At 59.6% G+C, this 15435-nt stretch carries 10 protein-coding genes; 6 read left to right on the top strand and 4 right to left on the bottom strand.

All coding sequences use genetic code 11. The annotated features are described in order from the left end of the window. Positions 1 to 112: 112 nt before the first annotated feature. Genes L9059_RS09230 through L9059_RS09220 form a run of 3 tightly spaced genes read left to right on the top strand, consistent with a single transcriptional unit; the run spans position 113 to position 3408 of the window. Positions 113 to 2248 carry an FUSC family protein gene (locus L9059_RS09230; RefSeq protein ID WP_247290221.1) on the top strand — a complete coding sequence of 712 codons (2136 nt, stop codon included), beginning with the start codon at positions 113 to 115 and terminating at the stop codon, positions 2246 to 2248. After that, positions 2238 to 2438 (top strand): DUF1656 domain-containing protein, encoded by a 201-nt coding sequence (locus L9059_RS09225; protein WP_247290220.1) that lies wholly within the window; start codon positions 2238 to 2240, stop codon positions 2436 to 2438. The genes L9059_RS09230 and L9059_RS09225 overlap by 11 nt, the downstream gene beginning before the upstream one ends. Before the next feature lie 4 nt (positions 2439 to 2442). Further along, the gene (locus L9059_RS09220) at positions 2443 to 3408 is read left to right on the top strand and encodes an HlyD family secretion protein (protein WP_247290219.1); all 966 of its coding nucleotides are present in this window, start codon (positions 2443 to 2445) and stop codon (positions 3406 to 3408) included. 258 nt (positions 3409 to 3666) lie between these two features. Here the strand turns inward: L9059_RS09220 and L9059_RS09215 are convergent, their stop codons facing one another. The 4 genes from L9059_RS09215 to L9059_RS09200 all read right to left on the bottom strand — a co-directional run bounded on the left by L9059_RS09215 (position 3667) and on the right by L9059_RS09200 (position 10708). Continuing rightward, positions 3667 to 5088, bottom strand: a complete 1422-nt coding sequence (locus L9059_RS09215; RefSeq protein ID WP_247290218.1) for an efflux transporter outer membrane subunit — start codon at positions 5086 to 5088, stop codon at positions 3667 to 3669. Next, positions 5085 to 8264 carry an efflux RND transporter permease subunit gene (locus L9059_RS09210; protein ID WP_247290217.1) on the bottom strand — a complete coding sequence of 1060 codons (3180 nt, stop codon included), beginning with the start codon at positions 8262 to 8264 and terminating at the stop codon, positions 5085 to 5087. Before L9059_RS09210 ends, L9059_RS09215 begins: the two co-directional genes overlap by 4 nt. 15 nt (positions 8265 to 8279) lie before the next feature. Beyond that, on the bottom strand, positions 8280 to 9533 hold the full coding sequence (gene mexE, locus L9059_RS09205; protein ID WP_247290216.1) for a multidrug efflux RND transporter periplasmic adaptor subunit MexE: 1254 nt from the start codon (positions 9531 to 9533) through the stop codon (positions 8280 to 8282). Between the two features lie 245 nt (positions 9534 to 9778). Further along, positions 9779 to 10708, bottom strand: coding sequence for a LysR family transcriptional regulator (locus L9059_RS09200; RefSeq protein WP_247290214.1), 930 nt, complete (start codon positions 10706 to 10708; stop codon positions 9779 to 9781). Between the two features lie 264 nt (positions 10709 to 10972). On the opposite strand from L9059_RS09200, the gene L9059_RS09195 reads away from it, so the two are divergent. The 3 genes from L9059_RS09195 to L9059_RS09185 all read left to right on the top strand — a co-directional run bounded on the left by L9059_RS09195 (position 10973) and on the right by L9059_RS09185 (position 15409). Continuing rightward, entirely contained in the window at positions 10973 to 11995 is a 1023-nt protein-coding gene (locus L9059_RS09195) for a zinc-dependent alcohol dehydrogenase family protein (RefSeq protein WP_247290212.1), read from the top strand. A gap of 562 nt (positions 11996 to 12557) precedes the next feature. Continuing rightward, positions 12558 to 14012: a hypothetical protein gene (locus L9059_RS09190; protein ID WP_247290211.1), complete on the top strand. Its 1455-nt coding sequence runs from the start codon at positions 12558 to 12560 to the stop codon at positions 14010 to 14012. Continuing rightward, a complete protein-coding gene (locus L9059_RS09185) occupies positions 14009 to 15409 on the top strand; it encodes an aminotransferase-like domain-containing protein (RefSeq protein WP_247290555.1) in 1401 nt (466 codons plus the stop codon). The genes L9059_RS09190 and L9059_RS09185 overlap by 4 nt, the downstream gene beginning before the upstream one ends. The last annotated feature ends 26 nt before the right edge of the window (positions 15410 to 15435 follow it).

Here is a 15435-nt window from a genome sequence, read left to right as displayed (position 1 = left end):
CTTCGGTCAGGTAGGCCTCAGAGTCAAACCCGGACATGTACCAATGAAAAGCGTCGACATACCGCCTGCAGTGACTACGCTTGCTGGGGGACACAACTGGTCGAGCGCTTCCATGCAGCCGCTGCTTCAATATTTCAAGGCAATGTTCAACCCCGGACCAGGGGTGTTGTTGTTCGCCTTGAGGACCATTACCGCTGGCCTGTTGACGCTGTACCTGGCATTCCTGTTCGACCTGGAGCAGCCGAAGTGGTCGATCATGGCGGTGGTCATTGTCAGCCAACCCTTGGGTGGCATGGTCCTGGCACGCAGTTTCGGCCAGGTTATTGGCACCACGCTGGGTGCCGTAGTGGCCGTGCTGATCATGGCGATCTTTCCTCAGGCTCCGCTGCCATTCATTCTGACCCTGGCCTTGTGGCTGGCCCTGTGCACAGCCGGAGGTACGCTGTTGCGCTATACCAGTTCCCAGGCATTTGTGCTAAGCGGCTACACGGCTGTGGTGGTGGCCTTGCTGGCCGTGCCGGACCAGGGTGGCACCTTCTTGCTGGCGGTGACCCGTGTCACCGAGACCTTGCTGGCAGTGGCCTGTGTTTGCGTGGTCAGCCTGCTCACGGCACGCCCGGAGACCGTTGCCCGGGACTACTTCAGCCGGATTGATCAGGTGATCAAGCTGCTGGCAACCCACGCCGCCGCCGTTATCCGCACCGAGGAAAGCGAGGAAGATTTCCATCGTCGGCAAATGCAGTTGTTGGGCGAAATCAGCGCGCTGGAAGGGGTACGGCGCCATCTGTATTTCGATGCACCACGCTTGCGCAGTGCCAACGCACTGGTGCAATTGCTGGGCAATCAGTTGGTGCTGCTGACTTCACGACTGACTGCACTGCGTCATCAGCGGCAACTGTTGACCGAGCGTTGGGAGGGCGATCTGCCGGAAGAAATACTGCAGATTCGAGCTGAAGAGCTGAAGTTCCTGGACGAACTGGCCTACCAGGGACGTTCGCTCTCGGGCGAGTCGCGCCAGCATTTCAGCCTGTTGCAGCACCGCTTCGATGAGCTGGCCTATCGCGCCGAGCAACTGACCGAGACAATGCCGGCAACTTTGCGCTCGCTGGCCTGGTCCCTACGTTGGGAGCAGGCACGCCTGCTTGAACAGCTGGGGCAGATTCTGGAGCTGAGCGATGCCATCCAGGAAGAACGACAGGCCAGCTCTGTATTTCGCGTGCAGGATAACCCGTTGCACCTGGATTTCACCCTGGCTGCCATGAATGCTGTCCGTGCCTTCACAGCGTTGGTCGTGGCGGGGCTGATCTGGATCGAGACGGGCTGGGACGGCGTCCGGGGGGCAATGGTGCTGGTCGGCATTCTCTGCTCGTTGATGGCGACATTCCCGCGGCCACTGTTGGCGGCGCAGAGTTATGCCCGAGGGCTAGGGTTGGCATTGGTGGTGTCGGCGCTGTATCAATTCATGCTGGTGCCAATGATCAGTGATTTCGAACTGCTAGCCCTGTTGCTGGTGCCCTTGCTCTATGCCGTGGCGGTGGGTTTGGCCAGCCCGCCCACCACCGGCACCGGGATCGGCCTGGGGTTATCGACCTTCCTGCTGCTGGGGCCGCAGAATGTCGGTGCCGGCCACAACACGGCTATTCAGTGGTTCGAATTCGCGGGCGCGTACATTTGCGCAACGGCCCTGGCACTGAGTGTCTATGCGCTGATCTTCCCATTTCGGCCAGCCTTGCGCATCCGCCGGCTGTATTACGAGAACCGGGCCCAGGTGTATGCCTTGTTGAAGACACCGGCCAGCGATGAACAACAATTCGCCTTCGAGAGCCGTATGGTCGACAGGGTCACTATGATGCTGGGGCTGTTGCCCGCCGCGAGCGACAAATCCTCCAAGGCATTGTTCGAGTTCAGCCTGGGCTGCATGGCCCTCGGCGTGGCATTGAACCAGCTACGGCAGCAAGGGCAAGGCAACACCTTGCTGAGCGACGACGTGCAAAGTCGCTTGTTGGCCACCGTGCGCGAGACCGGGCGGCTGATCGCCGGGCGCAAAGGTATCGAACTGGCAGCGGTGCTCGGCCGTCTGCACCACCTCGGTGATTATCTGGACACCCTGCATTGGGGCGCGCATCAGCATTTGTGGAGCGTGTTCCGCATGCGGGTCGCGCTGCTGATCGTCGTGTCGTTCCTGGAGCGCCACCAGGCGCATTTCCAAACGGTGGACGTGGAAGGAGTAACTGATTTTGCCCATTGATCTGGAAATAGGCGGCGTTTACCTGCCGCCAATCGCCCAGGCCTTGCTGCTGGCCCTGCCGATTTTCCTCGCACTGGACTGGATGTTGCGGCGCATTGGTGTGCTGCGCTTCGTCTGGCACGAGGCGCTGTTCGAAGGCGCGTTGTATGTGTGCGTGTGTGCCGCGCTGATTCTGGTGATGGGAGCCTGACGCCTTGAACAAAATACTGCCCCGTTTAACGACCATCGCCGTGGTGCTGTTGGCCTTCGTGCTCGGTTGGTTTGCCTGGCATCACTACACTCGAGCACCCTGGACCCGGGATGCGCGGGTGCGAGCCGACGTGGTCACCTTGTCTGCCGATGTCGCGGGGCGCATCGTCAGCCTTGGCGTGCAGGACAATCAGCATGTTGCCAAGGGCCAGCTGCTGCTGGAGATCGACCCGGCGCGATATACCCTGGCGGTCGAACATGCCAGGCGCGCGGTGGAAGTATCGAAGGCTACCCTGGGGCAATCCGAGGCGACGATCGTATCCAGCGAGGCGTTGCTCAAGCAGCGTGAGAGCGAGGAAAACCGCCGGCGAAAGCTCAAGGAAGGGTTCGCCATTTCTGGAGAGGAGTGGGAAAAATCCCGTACCGAGGTCGCGGTAGCCAAGGCCGAGCTGCTGCGCAACCAGGCTAACCTGGGGCTGGCACAGGCCAATGTGCAATTGGCGATCGCGGCGCTCAGCCAGGCCGAACTCGACCTGCAACGTACCCGTGTCGTCGCCCCGGTGAGTGGCTATGTAACCAACCTGCTGACCCGCGAGGGCGACTATGCCCCGGCGGGCGGCCCGTTGCTGGCGCTGGTGGACAGCGACTCTTTTTATGTGGCGGGTTATTTCGAGGAAACCAAGTTGCCGCGCATCCGGGAGGGAGACCCCGTGAAGATCGAATTGATGAGCGGCGAGACCTTCGGTGGCACAGTGCAAAGCATCGCCTTCGCCATCGCCGACCGGGAAAACCTGCCGGGTGGACGTCTACTGGCTAATATCAACCCGAGTTACACCTGGGTGAAACTGGCACAGCGGGTGCCGGTGCGCATAGGCATTGATCCTGACTATGCGGCGAAAAACCAGCTCAGGGCAGGGACGACAGCGACCGTGACGGTACAAGAGGCCACCCACCCGCAACAAGACCGATAAAACCCTGCGGGCGTGATGGTGCAAAACTGCCCCTGCGGCCAAGGAGCTTGTTGTGGTGAGGGCGCTTGCTCCCGATGGGCTGCGAAGCGGCCCCGTGCATTTATCCAGACACACCCCATGCACAGGTTTTGCGACTGTTGCGCAGCCGAGCGGGAGCAGTTGGACTCACTAAACAGGCAAAAAAAACCCCACGACCGAATGAGGCGCGGGGCGAAAAAATTGGTTGGTTGCGGCCAACCAAAGGGGCTCTTGAGGCTATTACTGGCTGGCGACCGTCTCCGGTGCCCAGCCGCCGCCGAGGGCCTTGTAGATCGCCACGATGCCGCGGTACAGATCCACCTCGGCCTGGGCCTGGGTGTCTTCCGCCGCCAGGCGCTCACGTTGGGCGTCGAGCAGTACGAGGAAGTCTGCCGTGCCTTCGCGGTAGCGGATTTGCGCCAGGTCCGCGGCCGCACGGCTCGATTCACTCTGACGAATCAGCGAGATCAGGCGTTGTTGGCGTTTACCGTAGTCGCTGAACGCGTTTTCCGATTCTTCCAGGGCCAGCAGCACTTGCTGTTCGTAGGTCGCCAGCGCGCCTTCGGCGTCGGCGTCGGCGCCGCGCAGACGGGCCCGCACGCTACCCAGGTCGAACGCCGCCCAAGTGATGCTAGGGCCCAGCGCCCAGGCGTTGGCCGCCGAGGAGCCGATCTGCGAACCACGCCCGGCAGTAAAGCCGAGGAACCCGCTCAGGCTGACCCGGGGGAACAGATCGGCCTTGGCCACGCCAATTCGCGCAGTAGCCGAAGCCAGTCGGCGCTCGGCACTCAGGATATCGGGACGGCGTTGCAACAATTCCCCTGGGTCGCCGATAGGCAGTGCCTTGGCGATGGCGGGCAAATCTTTGGGGCTCAAGTCGACGCTCAATTTGTCCGGGCGCTCACCGAGGAGGGTGGCAATGCGGTTTTTTTGCCGCACCTGCAAGGCTTGCAACTGCGGCACGCTGGCTTCTACCGATGCCAGGCGTGCATCGGCCCTCTCTACATCAAGCTGATCGCCGACGCCGGCATCGCGCAGGCTGATGGTGATCTTGCGCGACTCCTGCTGATTGTTCAGGTTGGCCAGGGCGATTTTTTCCCGCAGTTGCGCGCCGCGCAGTTGGCCGTAGGAGTCGACCAGTTCGGCAATCATGGTGACTTGCAGCTGGTACAGATCGGCCTCGATCCCTTGCTGTTCGGCGTCGGCCGATTCCAAATTGCGCTGGATGCGGCCAAACAGATCAATCTCCCAGGCCATGTCCAGGCCCAGGTCATAACGTTCGCTGTTGACCCGGCGGGTGGTCTGGCCAGGGATCTGCCCCTTGCCCAATTCGCTGCTGGCGCGGCTGGTGATTGTGGGCATGGCGTCATTACTGACATCGTCACGGATCGCGCGGGCGGCTTTCCAGCGCGCGAAAGCCACTCGCAGGTCGCGGTTGCCTTGCAGCGACCGAAACACCAACTGGTTCAGGGTCGGATCTTCGAACTGCTGCCACCAGATGCTTTCAAAACGCGAGCGATCGAAGTTTTTCTGGCCGGCAGCGCCATCGGTCGCCGCAGTGACATGCGCCGGTTCCGTCGCTGGAGTCTGGTAGTCCGGACCCACGGCGCAGGCACTCAGGGCCAGCACCAGCAGACTCGGCAGGAAGGCTTTCAGGCTCATTGTTGCGCCTCCAGTTTCAGGGCCTTGGCCGCTTTGCGTTGTTCGCCGCGTTCCACAAAATTGCGAATCAGGACGTAGAACACCGGTGTCAGCAACAGACCGAAGAAAGTGACCCCGAGCATCCCGGAGAACACCGCCACACCCATGGCATGACGCATTTCAGCACCGGCGCCACTGGAGAACACCAGGGGTACTACACCCATGATGAATGCAAAGGAGGTCATCAGGATCGGGCGCAGGCGCAGGCGGCAGGCTTCGAGCACCGCGGCCAGCGGGTTCATGCCTTCTTCCTGTTTATCCTTGGCAAATTCGACGATCAGAATCGCGTTCTTACAGGCAAGTCCCACCAAAACAATCAAGCCTATCTGGGTAAAGATGTTGTTGTCGCCACCGGAGGCAATCACACCGGTAATCGCCGACAGCAGGGTCATTGGCACAATTAGAATCACCGCCAACGGCAGGCTCCAGCTTTCGTATTGAGCGGCGAGTACCAGGAACGCCAGCAGTACGCAAAGCGGGAACACGAACAGCGCGGTGTTGCCGGACAGAATCTGCTGGTAGGTCAGGTCAGTCCATTCGTACGTCATGCCGTTCGGAAGTTCTTCCTTGAGCAGTTTCTCGATGGCTTTTTCCGCTTGTCCGGAGCTGTAGCCAGGGGCTGCTGCACCGTTGATCTCAGCGGTAATAAACCCGTTGTAGTGCATCACGCGGTCAGGCCCCGAGGTGTCGCTGACCTTGATGAAGGTCGCCAGCGGGATCATCTCGCCCTTGTTGTTACGCACCTTGAGTTGACCAATCTGGTCCGGCTCCAGGCGGAACTGTTGTTCGGCCTGGACGTTGACTTGATAGGTGCGGCCAAAACGATTGAAGTCGTTGGCATACAACGAACCGAGGTAAATCTGCAGGGTGTCGAAGATGTCGCTAATTGCCACGCCGTGAGTCTTGGCTTTTTCCCGGTCGATGGCAGCATCGACCTGTGGCACGTTCACGGTGTAGCTAGTGAACAGGCCGGCCAGTTCCGGCACGTTGTGGCTCTTGGTAATGATGTTCATGGTTTCCTTGTACAGCTCGTCGTAGCCCAGGTTGCCCCGGTCTTCGATTTGCAGGCGGAAACCGCCAATGGTGCCCAGGCCCTGTACCGGCGGCGGCGGGAAGATCGCCATGTAGGCTTCCTGGATCCCGGCGAACTGGCCGTTCAACGCACCGGCGATGGCCCCGGCCGACATGCTTGGGTCCTTGCGCTCATCAAACGGCTTGAGCGTGACGAACACGATGCCGGCATTCGGGCTGTTGGTGAAACCATTGATCGACAGGCCAGGGAAGGCGACCGCACTGTCCACGCCAGGCTGTTTGAGGGCCAGGTCGGACATGCGCTTGATGACGTCTTCGGTGCGATCCAGGCTCGCCGCATCCGGCAGTTGCGCGAATGCCACCAGGTATTGCTTGTCCTGGCCGGGTACAAAACCGGTGGGCGTATTGGCGAAACCGAAGAAGGTCAGCACCATGAGGCCCGCGTACAAGAGCAGGGCGATGCCGCTGCTGCGGATAACCCGCGCAACTGCGCCGACATAGCCATGGCTGGCTTTGTCGAAGAAGCGGTTAAACGGACGGAACAACCAGCCACCAAACAGTTTGTCGAGCATCCTGGAGAAGCGGTCTTTGGGTGCGTCATGGCTCTTGAGCAATACTGCAGCCAACGCCGGCGACAGGGTCAAGGAGTTAAACGCCGAGATCACCGTCGAGATGGCAATGGTCAGGGCGAACTGTTTATAGAACTGCCCGGTGAGACCGGAGATGAACGCAGCCGGAATAAACACCGCACATAACACCAGCGCGGTGGCGATGATCGGCCCGGTCACTTCGCGCATCGCGCGCTTGGTGGCCTCGACCGGGGTCAGTCCCAGTCCGATATTTCGTTCGACGTTCTCCACCACCACGATGGCGTCGTCCACCACGATACCGATGGCCAGTACCAGGCCGAACAATGACAAGGCGTTGAGCGAGAAACCGAATAAGTGCATTACTGCAAAGGTACCGATCAGCGAAACCGGGACCGCCACCAACGGAATGATCGAGGCGCGCCAGGTTTGCAGGAACAGGATCACTACCAATACGACAAGGATCAGTGCTTCGAACAGGGTATGAACCACCGCCTCAATGGAGCCGCGCACGAAGATCGTTGGGTCATAGACAATGCTGAAGTCCATGCCCTCCGGAAAGTTTTTCTTCAGTTGCGCCATCTTGTCGCGGACCTGGTTGGAGATTTCAATTGCGTTGGAACCCGGACGCTGGAAGATCGGGATTGCCACCGCAGGTTGATTGTTCAGCAATGAACGCAGAGCGTACTGGCTGGAACCCAGTTCAACCCGGGCGATGTCCTTGAGGCGGGTGATCTCACCGTTTTCACCGGCGCGAATGATGATGTTCTCGAATTCTTCCTCGGACACCAGGCGACCCTGGGTATTGACCGACAACTGGAACGCCGTGGCATTCGGCGCAGGCGGAGCACCCAAGGCGCCGGCAGCGACCTGGCGGTTCTGTTCACGAATTGCAGTGACCACATCGGTGGCAGTCAGGTTGCGTGAAGCGGTTTTGTTCGGATCGAGCCACACCCGCAGCGAGTAGTCGCCCATGCCAAACAGCTGCACATCACCGACACCACCCAGGCGCGCCAGCTCATCCTTGATGTTGAGCAGAGCATAGTTGGACAGGTACAGCATGTCGTAGCGTTTGTCTGGCGAGGTCAAGTGCACGACCATCGTCAGGTCGGGCGAAGCCTTGTCTACGGTGATACCAATGCGCGTCACTTCCTCGGGAAGTTTGGGCTCGGTACGGGTGACGCGGTTCTGCACCTGCACCTGCGCATTATCCAGGTCGGTACCCAGGGCGAAGGTGATGGTCAGGGTGATCTTGCCATCGGCGGTCGACTGCGAGGACATGTACAGCATGTTCTCGACGCCGGTGATGGCTTGCTCCAGGGGAGCCGCCACGGTCTCGCCGATGACTTTGGGGTTGGCACCGGGGAAGTTGGCGCGCACCACGACGGTCGGCGGTACCACTTCCGGGTATTCGCTGATGGGCAACTGGAACAGTGATATCGCACCGGCAATCAGGATCAGCAGCGACAAAACCGCTGCGAAAATCGGCCGGGATATGAAGAATTGGGAAAAATTCATCGGAGTTGTCGTCCCTTAACCGCGTGGAGTCGCGGCAGCCACTTTCACAACCGAACCCGGCGCGACCTTGGCAGGTGCGACTTGTGGCAGGTTGCTGGCTTCCAGCGCTTGTCGTTGTTGGGCGAGTGCCGCGAGGGTTTGTTCGCTGGCCATCGGAATAACTTCAGGGGTGACTGGTGAGCCGGCACGTACCCGTTGCAGGCCCTTGACGATGACCGTGTCATCTTTGCTCAGGCCGCTGCGCACGATGCGCAAACCTTCGATCTTCGGACCCAGTTCGACGGCGCGGTAAGCGGTGTTGTTTTCGCCATCCATCACCAGCACGAACTTTTTACCCAGGTCGGTACCGACTGCTTCGTCGTTGATCAGCACGGCGGAGTAGGTGCCGCTACCAACCAGTTTCAGGCGCGCATAAAGGCCTGGGGTGTAGGCACCGTCTGCGTTGTCGAATACCGCACGGCCACGGATGGTGCCGGTTTTAGGGTTGACCTGGTTGTCGACGAAGTTCATCACGCCCTGATGCGGGTTGCCGTCTTCGTTGGACAGCCCGAGGTACACCGGAGTGGTTGCACCGCGTTTGCCCTGGCGAGCCAGCTGGGTGTATTTGAGGAACACACGCTCATCGGCGTCGAAGTAGGCATAGACCTTATCGGTGGAAACCACGCTGGTCAGCTCAGTAGTGTCGGCGGTCACCAGGTTGCCGGCGGTGATTTCTGCACGGCTGGCGCGACCGCTGATGGGCGCGGTAACACGGGTGAAGCTCAGGTTCAGTTTCGCAAGGTCGAGTTGCGCTTGCAGAGCGCCGACGGCCGCGCGGGCTTCTTGCGAAGCGCTGGTGCGCGAATCGGCCAGTTCTGCGGAAATGGCATTGCTACTGCGCAGACGCTCACCGCGCTGGGCTTCGTTTTCACTGCGGGTGGCGTTGGCGCGCGCTTGGGCAACCAGGGCTTCGAGGCGGCGGACCTCTGCCTGGAACGGACGCGGGTCGATCTGGAAGAGCAGGTCACCTTTCTTGACCAAGGCGCCTTCAGTGAAGACCACTTCATTAATCTGACCGGAGACCCGCGGACGGATTTCCACGGTCTCCGGTGCTTCGAGGCGACCGGTGAATTCGTCCCATTCGTTGACGGGTTGTTCCAGCACCTTGGCAACGCTGACCTTGGCCGCCGGTATGGCTGCCGCTGTTTCCGGCGTCTTGCCGCAGGCGCCCAGCACCACTACGGCCAGCACGGCCAACGGGAAGCGCATATGTTTGAGTGACTGTTCCATGGATGCATCCGCCAATGTATTGAGAATGGGCGGATGATGCTCGGCGGGGTTGTATCGCACGAATCGAATGAAGCAAAGGTAACTATCATTCGGAATGATATAAGACCGAAATTAGCCCTTTAGCATGCACCTTTCGTTAGGGCGCTATCAATATGCTTGATGGAGAGTGTGTGTTGCGAGGTGTGTAAGGATTGGGCCCTGCGCGGAAGTGAGTCGGTTCACGCGGGGCGCCGTCCTTTCGGCCTCTAATGCCCCGGCAGCTCAAGACTGTCCGGATCCCCAAAAAACATCTGGATCCGCGACCGCAACCAGCGCTCCCCGGGATCATTATCCTGCGAGCCACGCCAGGCCATGTGCAGCTCGAAGCTGCGCACCGGCAACGGCGGATCTTCGGCGCGCACGCCGCCGGCTGCCGTCAATGCGTCCGCCGTGTAATCCGGCACGGTGGCGACAATGTCGGTGCCGGCCAGCAGGGTGCTCAAGCCGTTGAACTGCGGTACCGCCAGCACGACATGGCGCTTGCGCCCTAGCTTTTCCAGCTCTTCATCGATAAAGCCACTGAGGTCACCGGCGAACGACACCAGTGCATGGGGGCGGGCGCAGAAGTCGTCCAGGCTCAAGGGGCCCGGCACTGTATCGGCACGCAGCAGTTTTGGCAGGCTGCGGCGCAGCACTTTGCGTTTGGCGTTGGCCGGCAGGTCGGCGGTGTAGCTGACGCCGATGGAGATCTCGCCGGACGCCAGCAAGGACGGCATGAGGATGTAGTTGGCGCGGCGCACTACCAGCACGATCCCCGGCGATTCAGCGCGCAGGCGCTTGAGCAGCATCGGCAGCAGGGCGAACTCGACGTCGTCCGACAGCCCGATGCGGAACACGGCGGTACTGGTGGCCGGGTCGAATTCCGCGGCGCGGCTGACCGCTGTGGAAATCGAATCCAGCGCCGGCGAGAGCAGGGCGAAGATCTCCACCGCCCGGGCGGAAGGCTCCATGCTGCGGCCAGTGCGCACGAACAGCGGATCATCGAACAGCCCGCGCAGGCGCGAGAGCGCGGCGCTGATCGCGGGCTGGCCAAGGAACAATTTCTCCGCGGCGCGGGTCACACTGCGCTCGTGCATGAGTGTTTCGAATACGATCAACAGGTTCAGGTCGACACGACGCAGGTCATTACGATTCATCTGGAGTCCTGGCAGAGTCAAGGCTTGACGGGGGCGGTCATATGAGAACAATGACCGGCATGAATCTTACGGGGAAAGACTGGTACTCTGCACCGACTAATTCATTTTGCCGGTGCAGCCGACCCAAGTTTTCCCTAACCGTTGATCCTGCCGACGGCGCGGAATCAATGACAGGCATGTCGACTATTAATAGCCACTGATAGTCTTGGCTACAAAGCCCATATAGAGTTCGGGGCATTAGAGGTTTCTTTGACGAGGTTTGCGATGTCACGCACGATCCGTTTTCACAAGTTTGGTCCGGCCGAGGTGCTCAAATGCGAAGAGCATGCGGCTGCTTTGCCCGCGCCGGGCGAAGTGCAGGTGCGCGTCGAGGCGATTGGCATTAGCTGGTACGACATTCTCTGGCGCCAGAACCTGGCTTCCTCCCATGCTCGCCTGCCTTCGGGTCTGGGACATGAAATGTCTGGCGTCGTCACGGCGCTCGGAGAGGGCGTCGACGATCTGGAGGTGGGCGACAAGGTTGCCAGCTTTCCGGCCGAGAGCCCAAATGATTACCCGGTCTACGGCGAGCAGATCGTATTGCCACGCACCGCGCTGACCCGCTATCCCGACGTCCTCAGCCCGGTCGAGGCCAGCGTGCATTACACGCCTCTGTTGATCGCCTACTTCGCCTATGTCGACTTGGCGCGGGTCAAACCCGGCCAATTCGCCTTGGTGACTGACGCCAGCCACTGTGCCGGCCCGTCTTTTGTCCAACTGGGCAAGGCGTTGGGCATCCGAGTCATCGCGGCAACGAAAAATGCCGAAGAGCGGGAAAACCTGCTGTCACTCGGGGCGGAAAAAGTCATCGTCACCGAGGAACAGGACCTGCTGATGCAGATCAACAAGATTACCGACAACCGTGGCGTTGACGTGGTGTTCGATGGTCTGGGTGGTCCGCAGATGTCAATGCTCGGCGATGTGCTCGCACCCCGCGGAAGCTTGGTGCTATACGGACTGCAAGGAGGCAATCAGACGCCGTTCCCGGCCTGTGCCGCGTTCCAGAAGAACATCCAATTCTTCGTCCACTGCATCGGTAACTTCACCGGCAAGCCAGAACTGGGGATCGCCCAGGACCAGGTATCGCTGCAACGTGCCCTGCGCGATATCAACCAGCTGACGGCGGATCGCGTGCTGCTGCCACTCAAGACCCGGGTGTTCCCGTTTGCCGAATTTGTCGAAGCCCACCGCTACATGGACGAATGCCCATGCCGCGAACGGGTCGCGCTTCAAGTCGAACCGACCTGAAAACCCTCCTCAAAAAGTCCGTGTTAGCACGGACTTTTTTGTTTTAGCCAATCCATCAAACCTCCTTTCTTCCTTTCGGGCGGTTTGCTCCGCAACTGAACTGGTTTTTCCTCACCATCTGTATCTTCTAATCAGCCAGTAAGCCTTGATAATTGAATGATTGCTTTCATCTCAAGGAATGAGTCATGACTAAGTGTCCAATTGATACTTTTCAGTACAACCCGCTGATATGCGCCAAACAATCTGTTCGTTGTTTTTCAGTTATCGGAAAGACACCGGTAACTTTCTTCCTAATTTCTCGTAGTAAGTGTCTGTCAGACGTTGTCAGACATTTCCTAGGGCGTCTTGTAAGCCCTTTGCGCACGGGCTTTTCAGAGAGCTTCGTTAAACTCCCCGTGAATAAGCGCCAGGCGCGCCTTATTTATTTCAAATAAAGTCTTGTCCCTTAAGTGCTAGCATTTGGTAATAAATCTCCGTCATTAGGATGGAGCGGGCAAAGCGCTGCGCAAAAAACTATTTACGCAGTACGTGATATCGATTTTTCAGCACCAGGTATATAAATATGACCAGCATCCATGATCAAGCCATGAACCATGTCTACCAACAAATATTGCAAAGGTTGCTGGGTTTTTTCTCTCGCGCCGAACGTACGGCATTACAGCTGTTAATTCAGCGCTTGGTCGTTGCCGCAGGCGGCATGGAGCGCCTTGCCGATTACAAGGTGCTCGTGATTCAGAACGGGTCCCGGGACAGTTGTTATACCCTTGCACTGTTGCGTGCAGCGCAGCTGAGCATCGCCGGTCGGGCACCGACCACCTTCCGGTTGCGGGTCGCGTCGTTGGCGCAGAACGGCGTCAGCGCAAGCGCGCTGGACAACATCCACAACAGTTACAGCGCGTTGTTTCTCTATGACGACTCGCGGGTCGAAGTGCTGAAAGTCGACAATCGTGAAGTGCTACCGTTCACCCACCCAACGCCGATCTCAGAGGCCGGTCGCGAGATCAACCGTCTGAATCTGCTGATGGTCGGCCATCGCCGCGAAAGTGATGAGGCGGCTGATCTCTGGGACAACGGATACCTGGCCACGGGTGAATTCTACGGACAGATCGCGCGGTGGGATGGCGGTGTCGACGCCTTGGTCAGCAGCGAAACTCCACGCCAGCAGAAGCACTTTTTGTGTGGCCTCAAGCGGGCGACCGCCAAGGCCGGCTTCCTGCCGTCTCGGTGCAATGAAGCAGGCTTTGAAGATTTGTTCACGTTGCTCGATGAGCTGGGCGCAGAATGCTACCGCGGCTTTGAGCCTGAGCTCATGCAGCCGCATTGGCGTCCTGCTGAACTGTTCGAAACCTGCCGACGCACTACCTTCATCGACATTCACGACATGCTGGTCAGTAATCTCGAGGAGCGGTGGCCGCTACTCACCGAATTGCTAGGCTTCCAGCCCGACGGCCTTATGGCCTATGCGAGCGATAACGAATCCGTCAGCCTTGAATTAAGCGCCCATGTTCGAGGATTGCAGGCCTGTTTCATGGACGGCGACAGCTACGACTCAGGGGTGGCGGAGTTCTTCCAGAGAGCGCTGGTCATGATGCGGCGCAAGCAGCTTACGGACCGCGTGTGCCAGCAGGCTGCGCAAGTGTTTGGCAAGCTCTGCGCTGATGCTGAGCAACGTGCTCTGGGCACAGCACATACCCAGAAATACCTCGGCCTGAGCGAAGCCCAGTTGGTGTGCCTGCTGTTCGCACCTTTCGTCAATAAGGGCGCAGGGCTGGAGCGTTTCCTGCGCCGGTGCCATCCCGGCATGCTGGTTGCCATGCCGGACCTGCACCGAGCCATGCAAGGCCACGCAGTGTCCGAGCAAATCCTGCAATGGATGGTCGATGTCAGCGGTCTGCCGGTCATCTTGATGGGCAAACTTTATCGCATGGAGCAGGTGGTTGAACGCGCACAAGACGCTTGCGCGATAACCTGTGATACGGACAACACCCAAGAGGGTGAATGGTCAACGGGGCGTTGAATGGCGTGCGAGAAACCGGTTTCGCATACCAGGCGGTTTACCGCTACCTCACCCAACTGATCAACGAGTCGGCCAGGGATGCGCGGGTGCGTCTTCCTTCTTTGCGGCAATTGGCGGACCGCTTGAGCGTATCGATCTCGACCATCCAGTATGCCTACTCGCTGCTGGAGAAGGAGGGACGGGTTTATTCGGTGGCGAAGTCGGGATATTACGCGGTGCCAGTGTCGTCCATCGATACCCTCGGCAATGGACACGATTTGCTGGAGACCGTTTACGTCAACGCCCGAAGCCCGTCAATGCTGGTGCTCAGCGCCGACGAACCAACGCTGTTGCAGCCCATCGACAGTCCATTGTTGCTGCTTGAAAGGGAGTTGCTACGCCAGTATCCGCGTCAGCCCCAATCATCCGCCCAACCCTGTGGCGAACTGGAACTGCGGGCTGCATTGGCGGCGCGGTATACCACCTCGCCACTGCGTTGCTGGCACGCCAATGACGTTTACATCGGCGCGGACCTGCGCGGAGTCCTGGAAATTCTGATCGAGGTGCTCAGCCTGCGACACTCCACGGTAGTGGTGGAGTCGCCGTGCGACTGGCCCGTGCTGCGCCTGTTCGAGTCGGCAGATGTAAAGGTCGTTGAGTTAGCGGTACAAGCGGATGGCGAGCTGGATGTTGCTGCGCTTGAACGGACTCTGCAGTTGAATCCCGTGCAACTGGTGCTGTTGTCCTCGCGATTGAATATGCCGCGAGCCAGCCTGGCCTCCGAAGACAACCGACGCGCAATTGCGCGACTGCTGGAGCGGTATGCTTGCTGGGTACTGGAAAATGACTGTCACGGCGAACTGGGGTTCGAGCCGGACGGCCTGCGCTTTCGCGACCTGCTGGACCCTGATCGGTTGCTGGTGTATTCGACGTTTGAAAAAATCATCGGTCCTGAGGCGCCATATGGGTATGTCCTCTCCCGCCACCTGCGCAAGGAGCTGCAACGGCAATTTCTATTGCGCTCGTTCCGCTTGTCGCCAATTCGCCAGAAAGCCATCGCACGGCTGTACATCAACGGGCGCGTGGATCAGCACCTTCAGGTATTGCGTCGCCAGCTCAAGGATCGCTCGGTGCAAATGAGTCAGTTATTGCACGAACGCCTCGGCGACGCCCTGAGCTTTGTCGAACCCCAGGGTGGCGCAACGATCTGGGTGCGCTCTTTGCGCCAGGTGAATGTGCGGGGGGTGTTCCAGCGTCTGCTGCAACGCCAGGTATTGATCGCCCCGGGCGAGTTGTTCAGTTTACAGGGGCTGCACGCGCAGCACATGCGCCTGAGCCATACCTTCGTCGGCAATCATGACCTGGTTGCCGCCATTGGTTTGCTGGGGGACGCGCTGCGGCTGGAGTCGTTGGATTAGGCAAAGGGATCGGTGCCGTGGAAGCG

The sequence above is a fragment of the Pseudomonas violetae genome, from assembly GCF_023072615.1.
Taxonomy (GTDB): domain Bacteria; phylum Pseudomonadota; class Gammaproteobacteria; order Pseudomonadales; family Pseudomonadaceae; genus Aquipseudomonas; species Aquipseudomonas violetae.
Note: the sequence above shows the minus strand (reverse complement) of the source record. Positions and strands in the feature narration are given on the sequence as shown.

Bases quoted from the DNA above. Each gene is read 5' to 3' on its own strand.
- L9059_RS09195 (WP_247290212.1), top strand. From the start codon at position 10,973: ATGTCACGCACGATCCGTTTTCACAAGTTTGGTCCGGCCGAGGTGCTC.
- L9059_RS09210 (WP_247290217.1), bottom strand. From the start codon at position 8,264: ATGAATTTTTCCCAATTCTTCATATCCCGGCCGATTTTCGCAGCGGTT.
- mexE (WP_247290216.1), bottom strand. From the start codon at position 9,533: ATGGAACAGTCACTCAAACATATGCGCTTCCCGTTGGCCGTGCTGGCC.
- L9059_RS09200 (WP_247290214.1), bottom strand. From the start codon at position 10,708: ATGAATCGTAATGACCTGCGTCGTGTCGACCTGAACCTGTTGATCGTA.
- L9059_RS09230 (WP_247290221.1), top strand. From the start codon at position 113: ATGCAGCCGCTGCTTCAATATTTCAAGGCAATGTTCAACCCCGGACCA.
- L9059_RS09215 (WP_247290218.1), bottom strand. From the start codon at position 5,088: ATGAGCCTGAAAGCCTTCCTGCCGAGTCTGCTGGTGCTGGCCCTGAGT.
- L9059_RS09190 (WP_247290211.1), top strand. From the start codon at position 12,558: ATGACCAGCATCCATGATCAAGCCATGAACCATGTCTACCAACAAATA.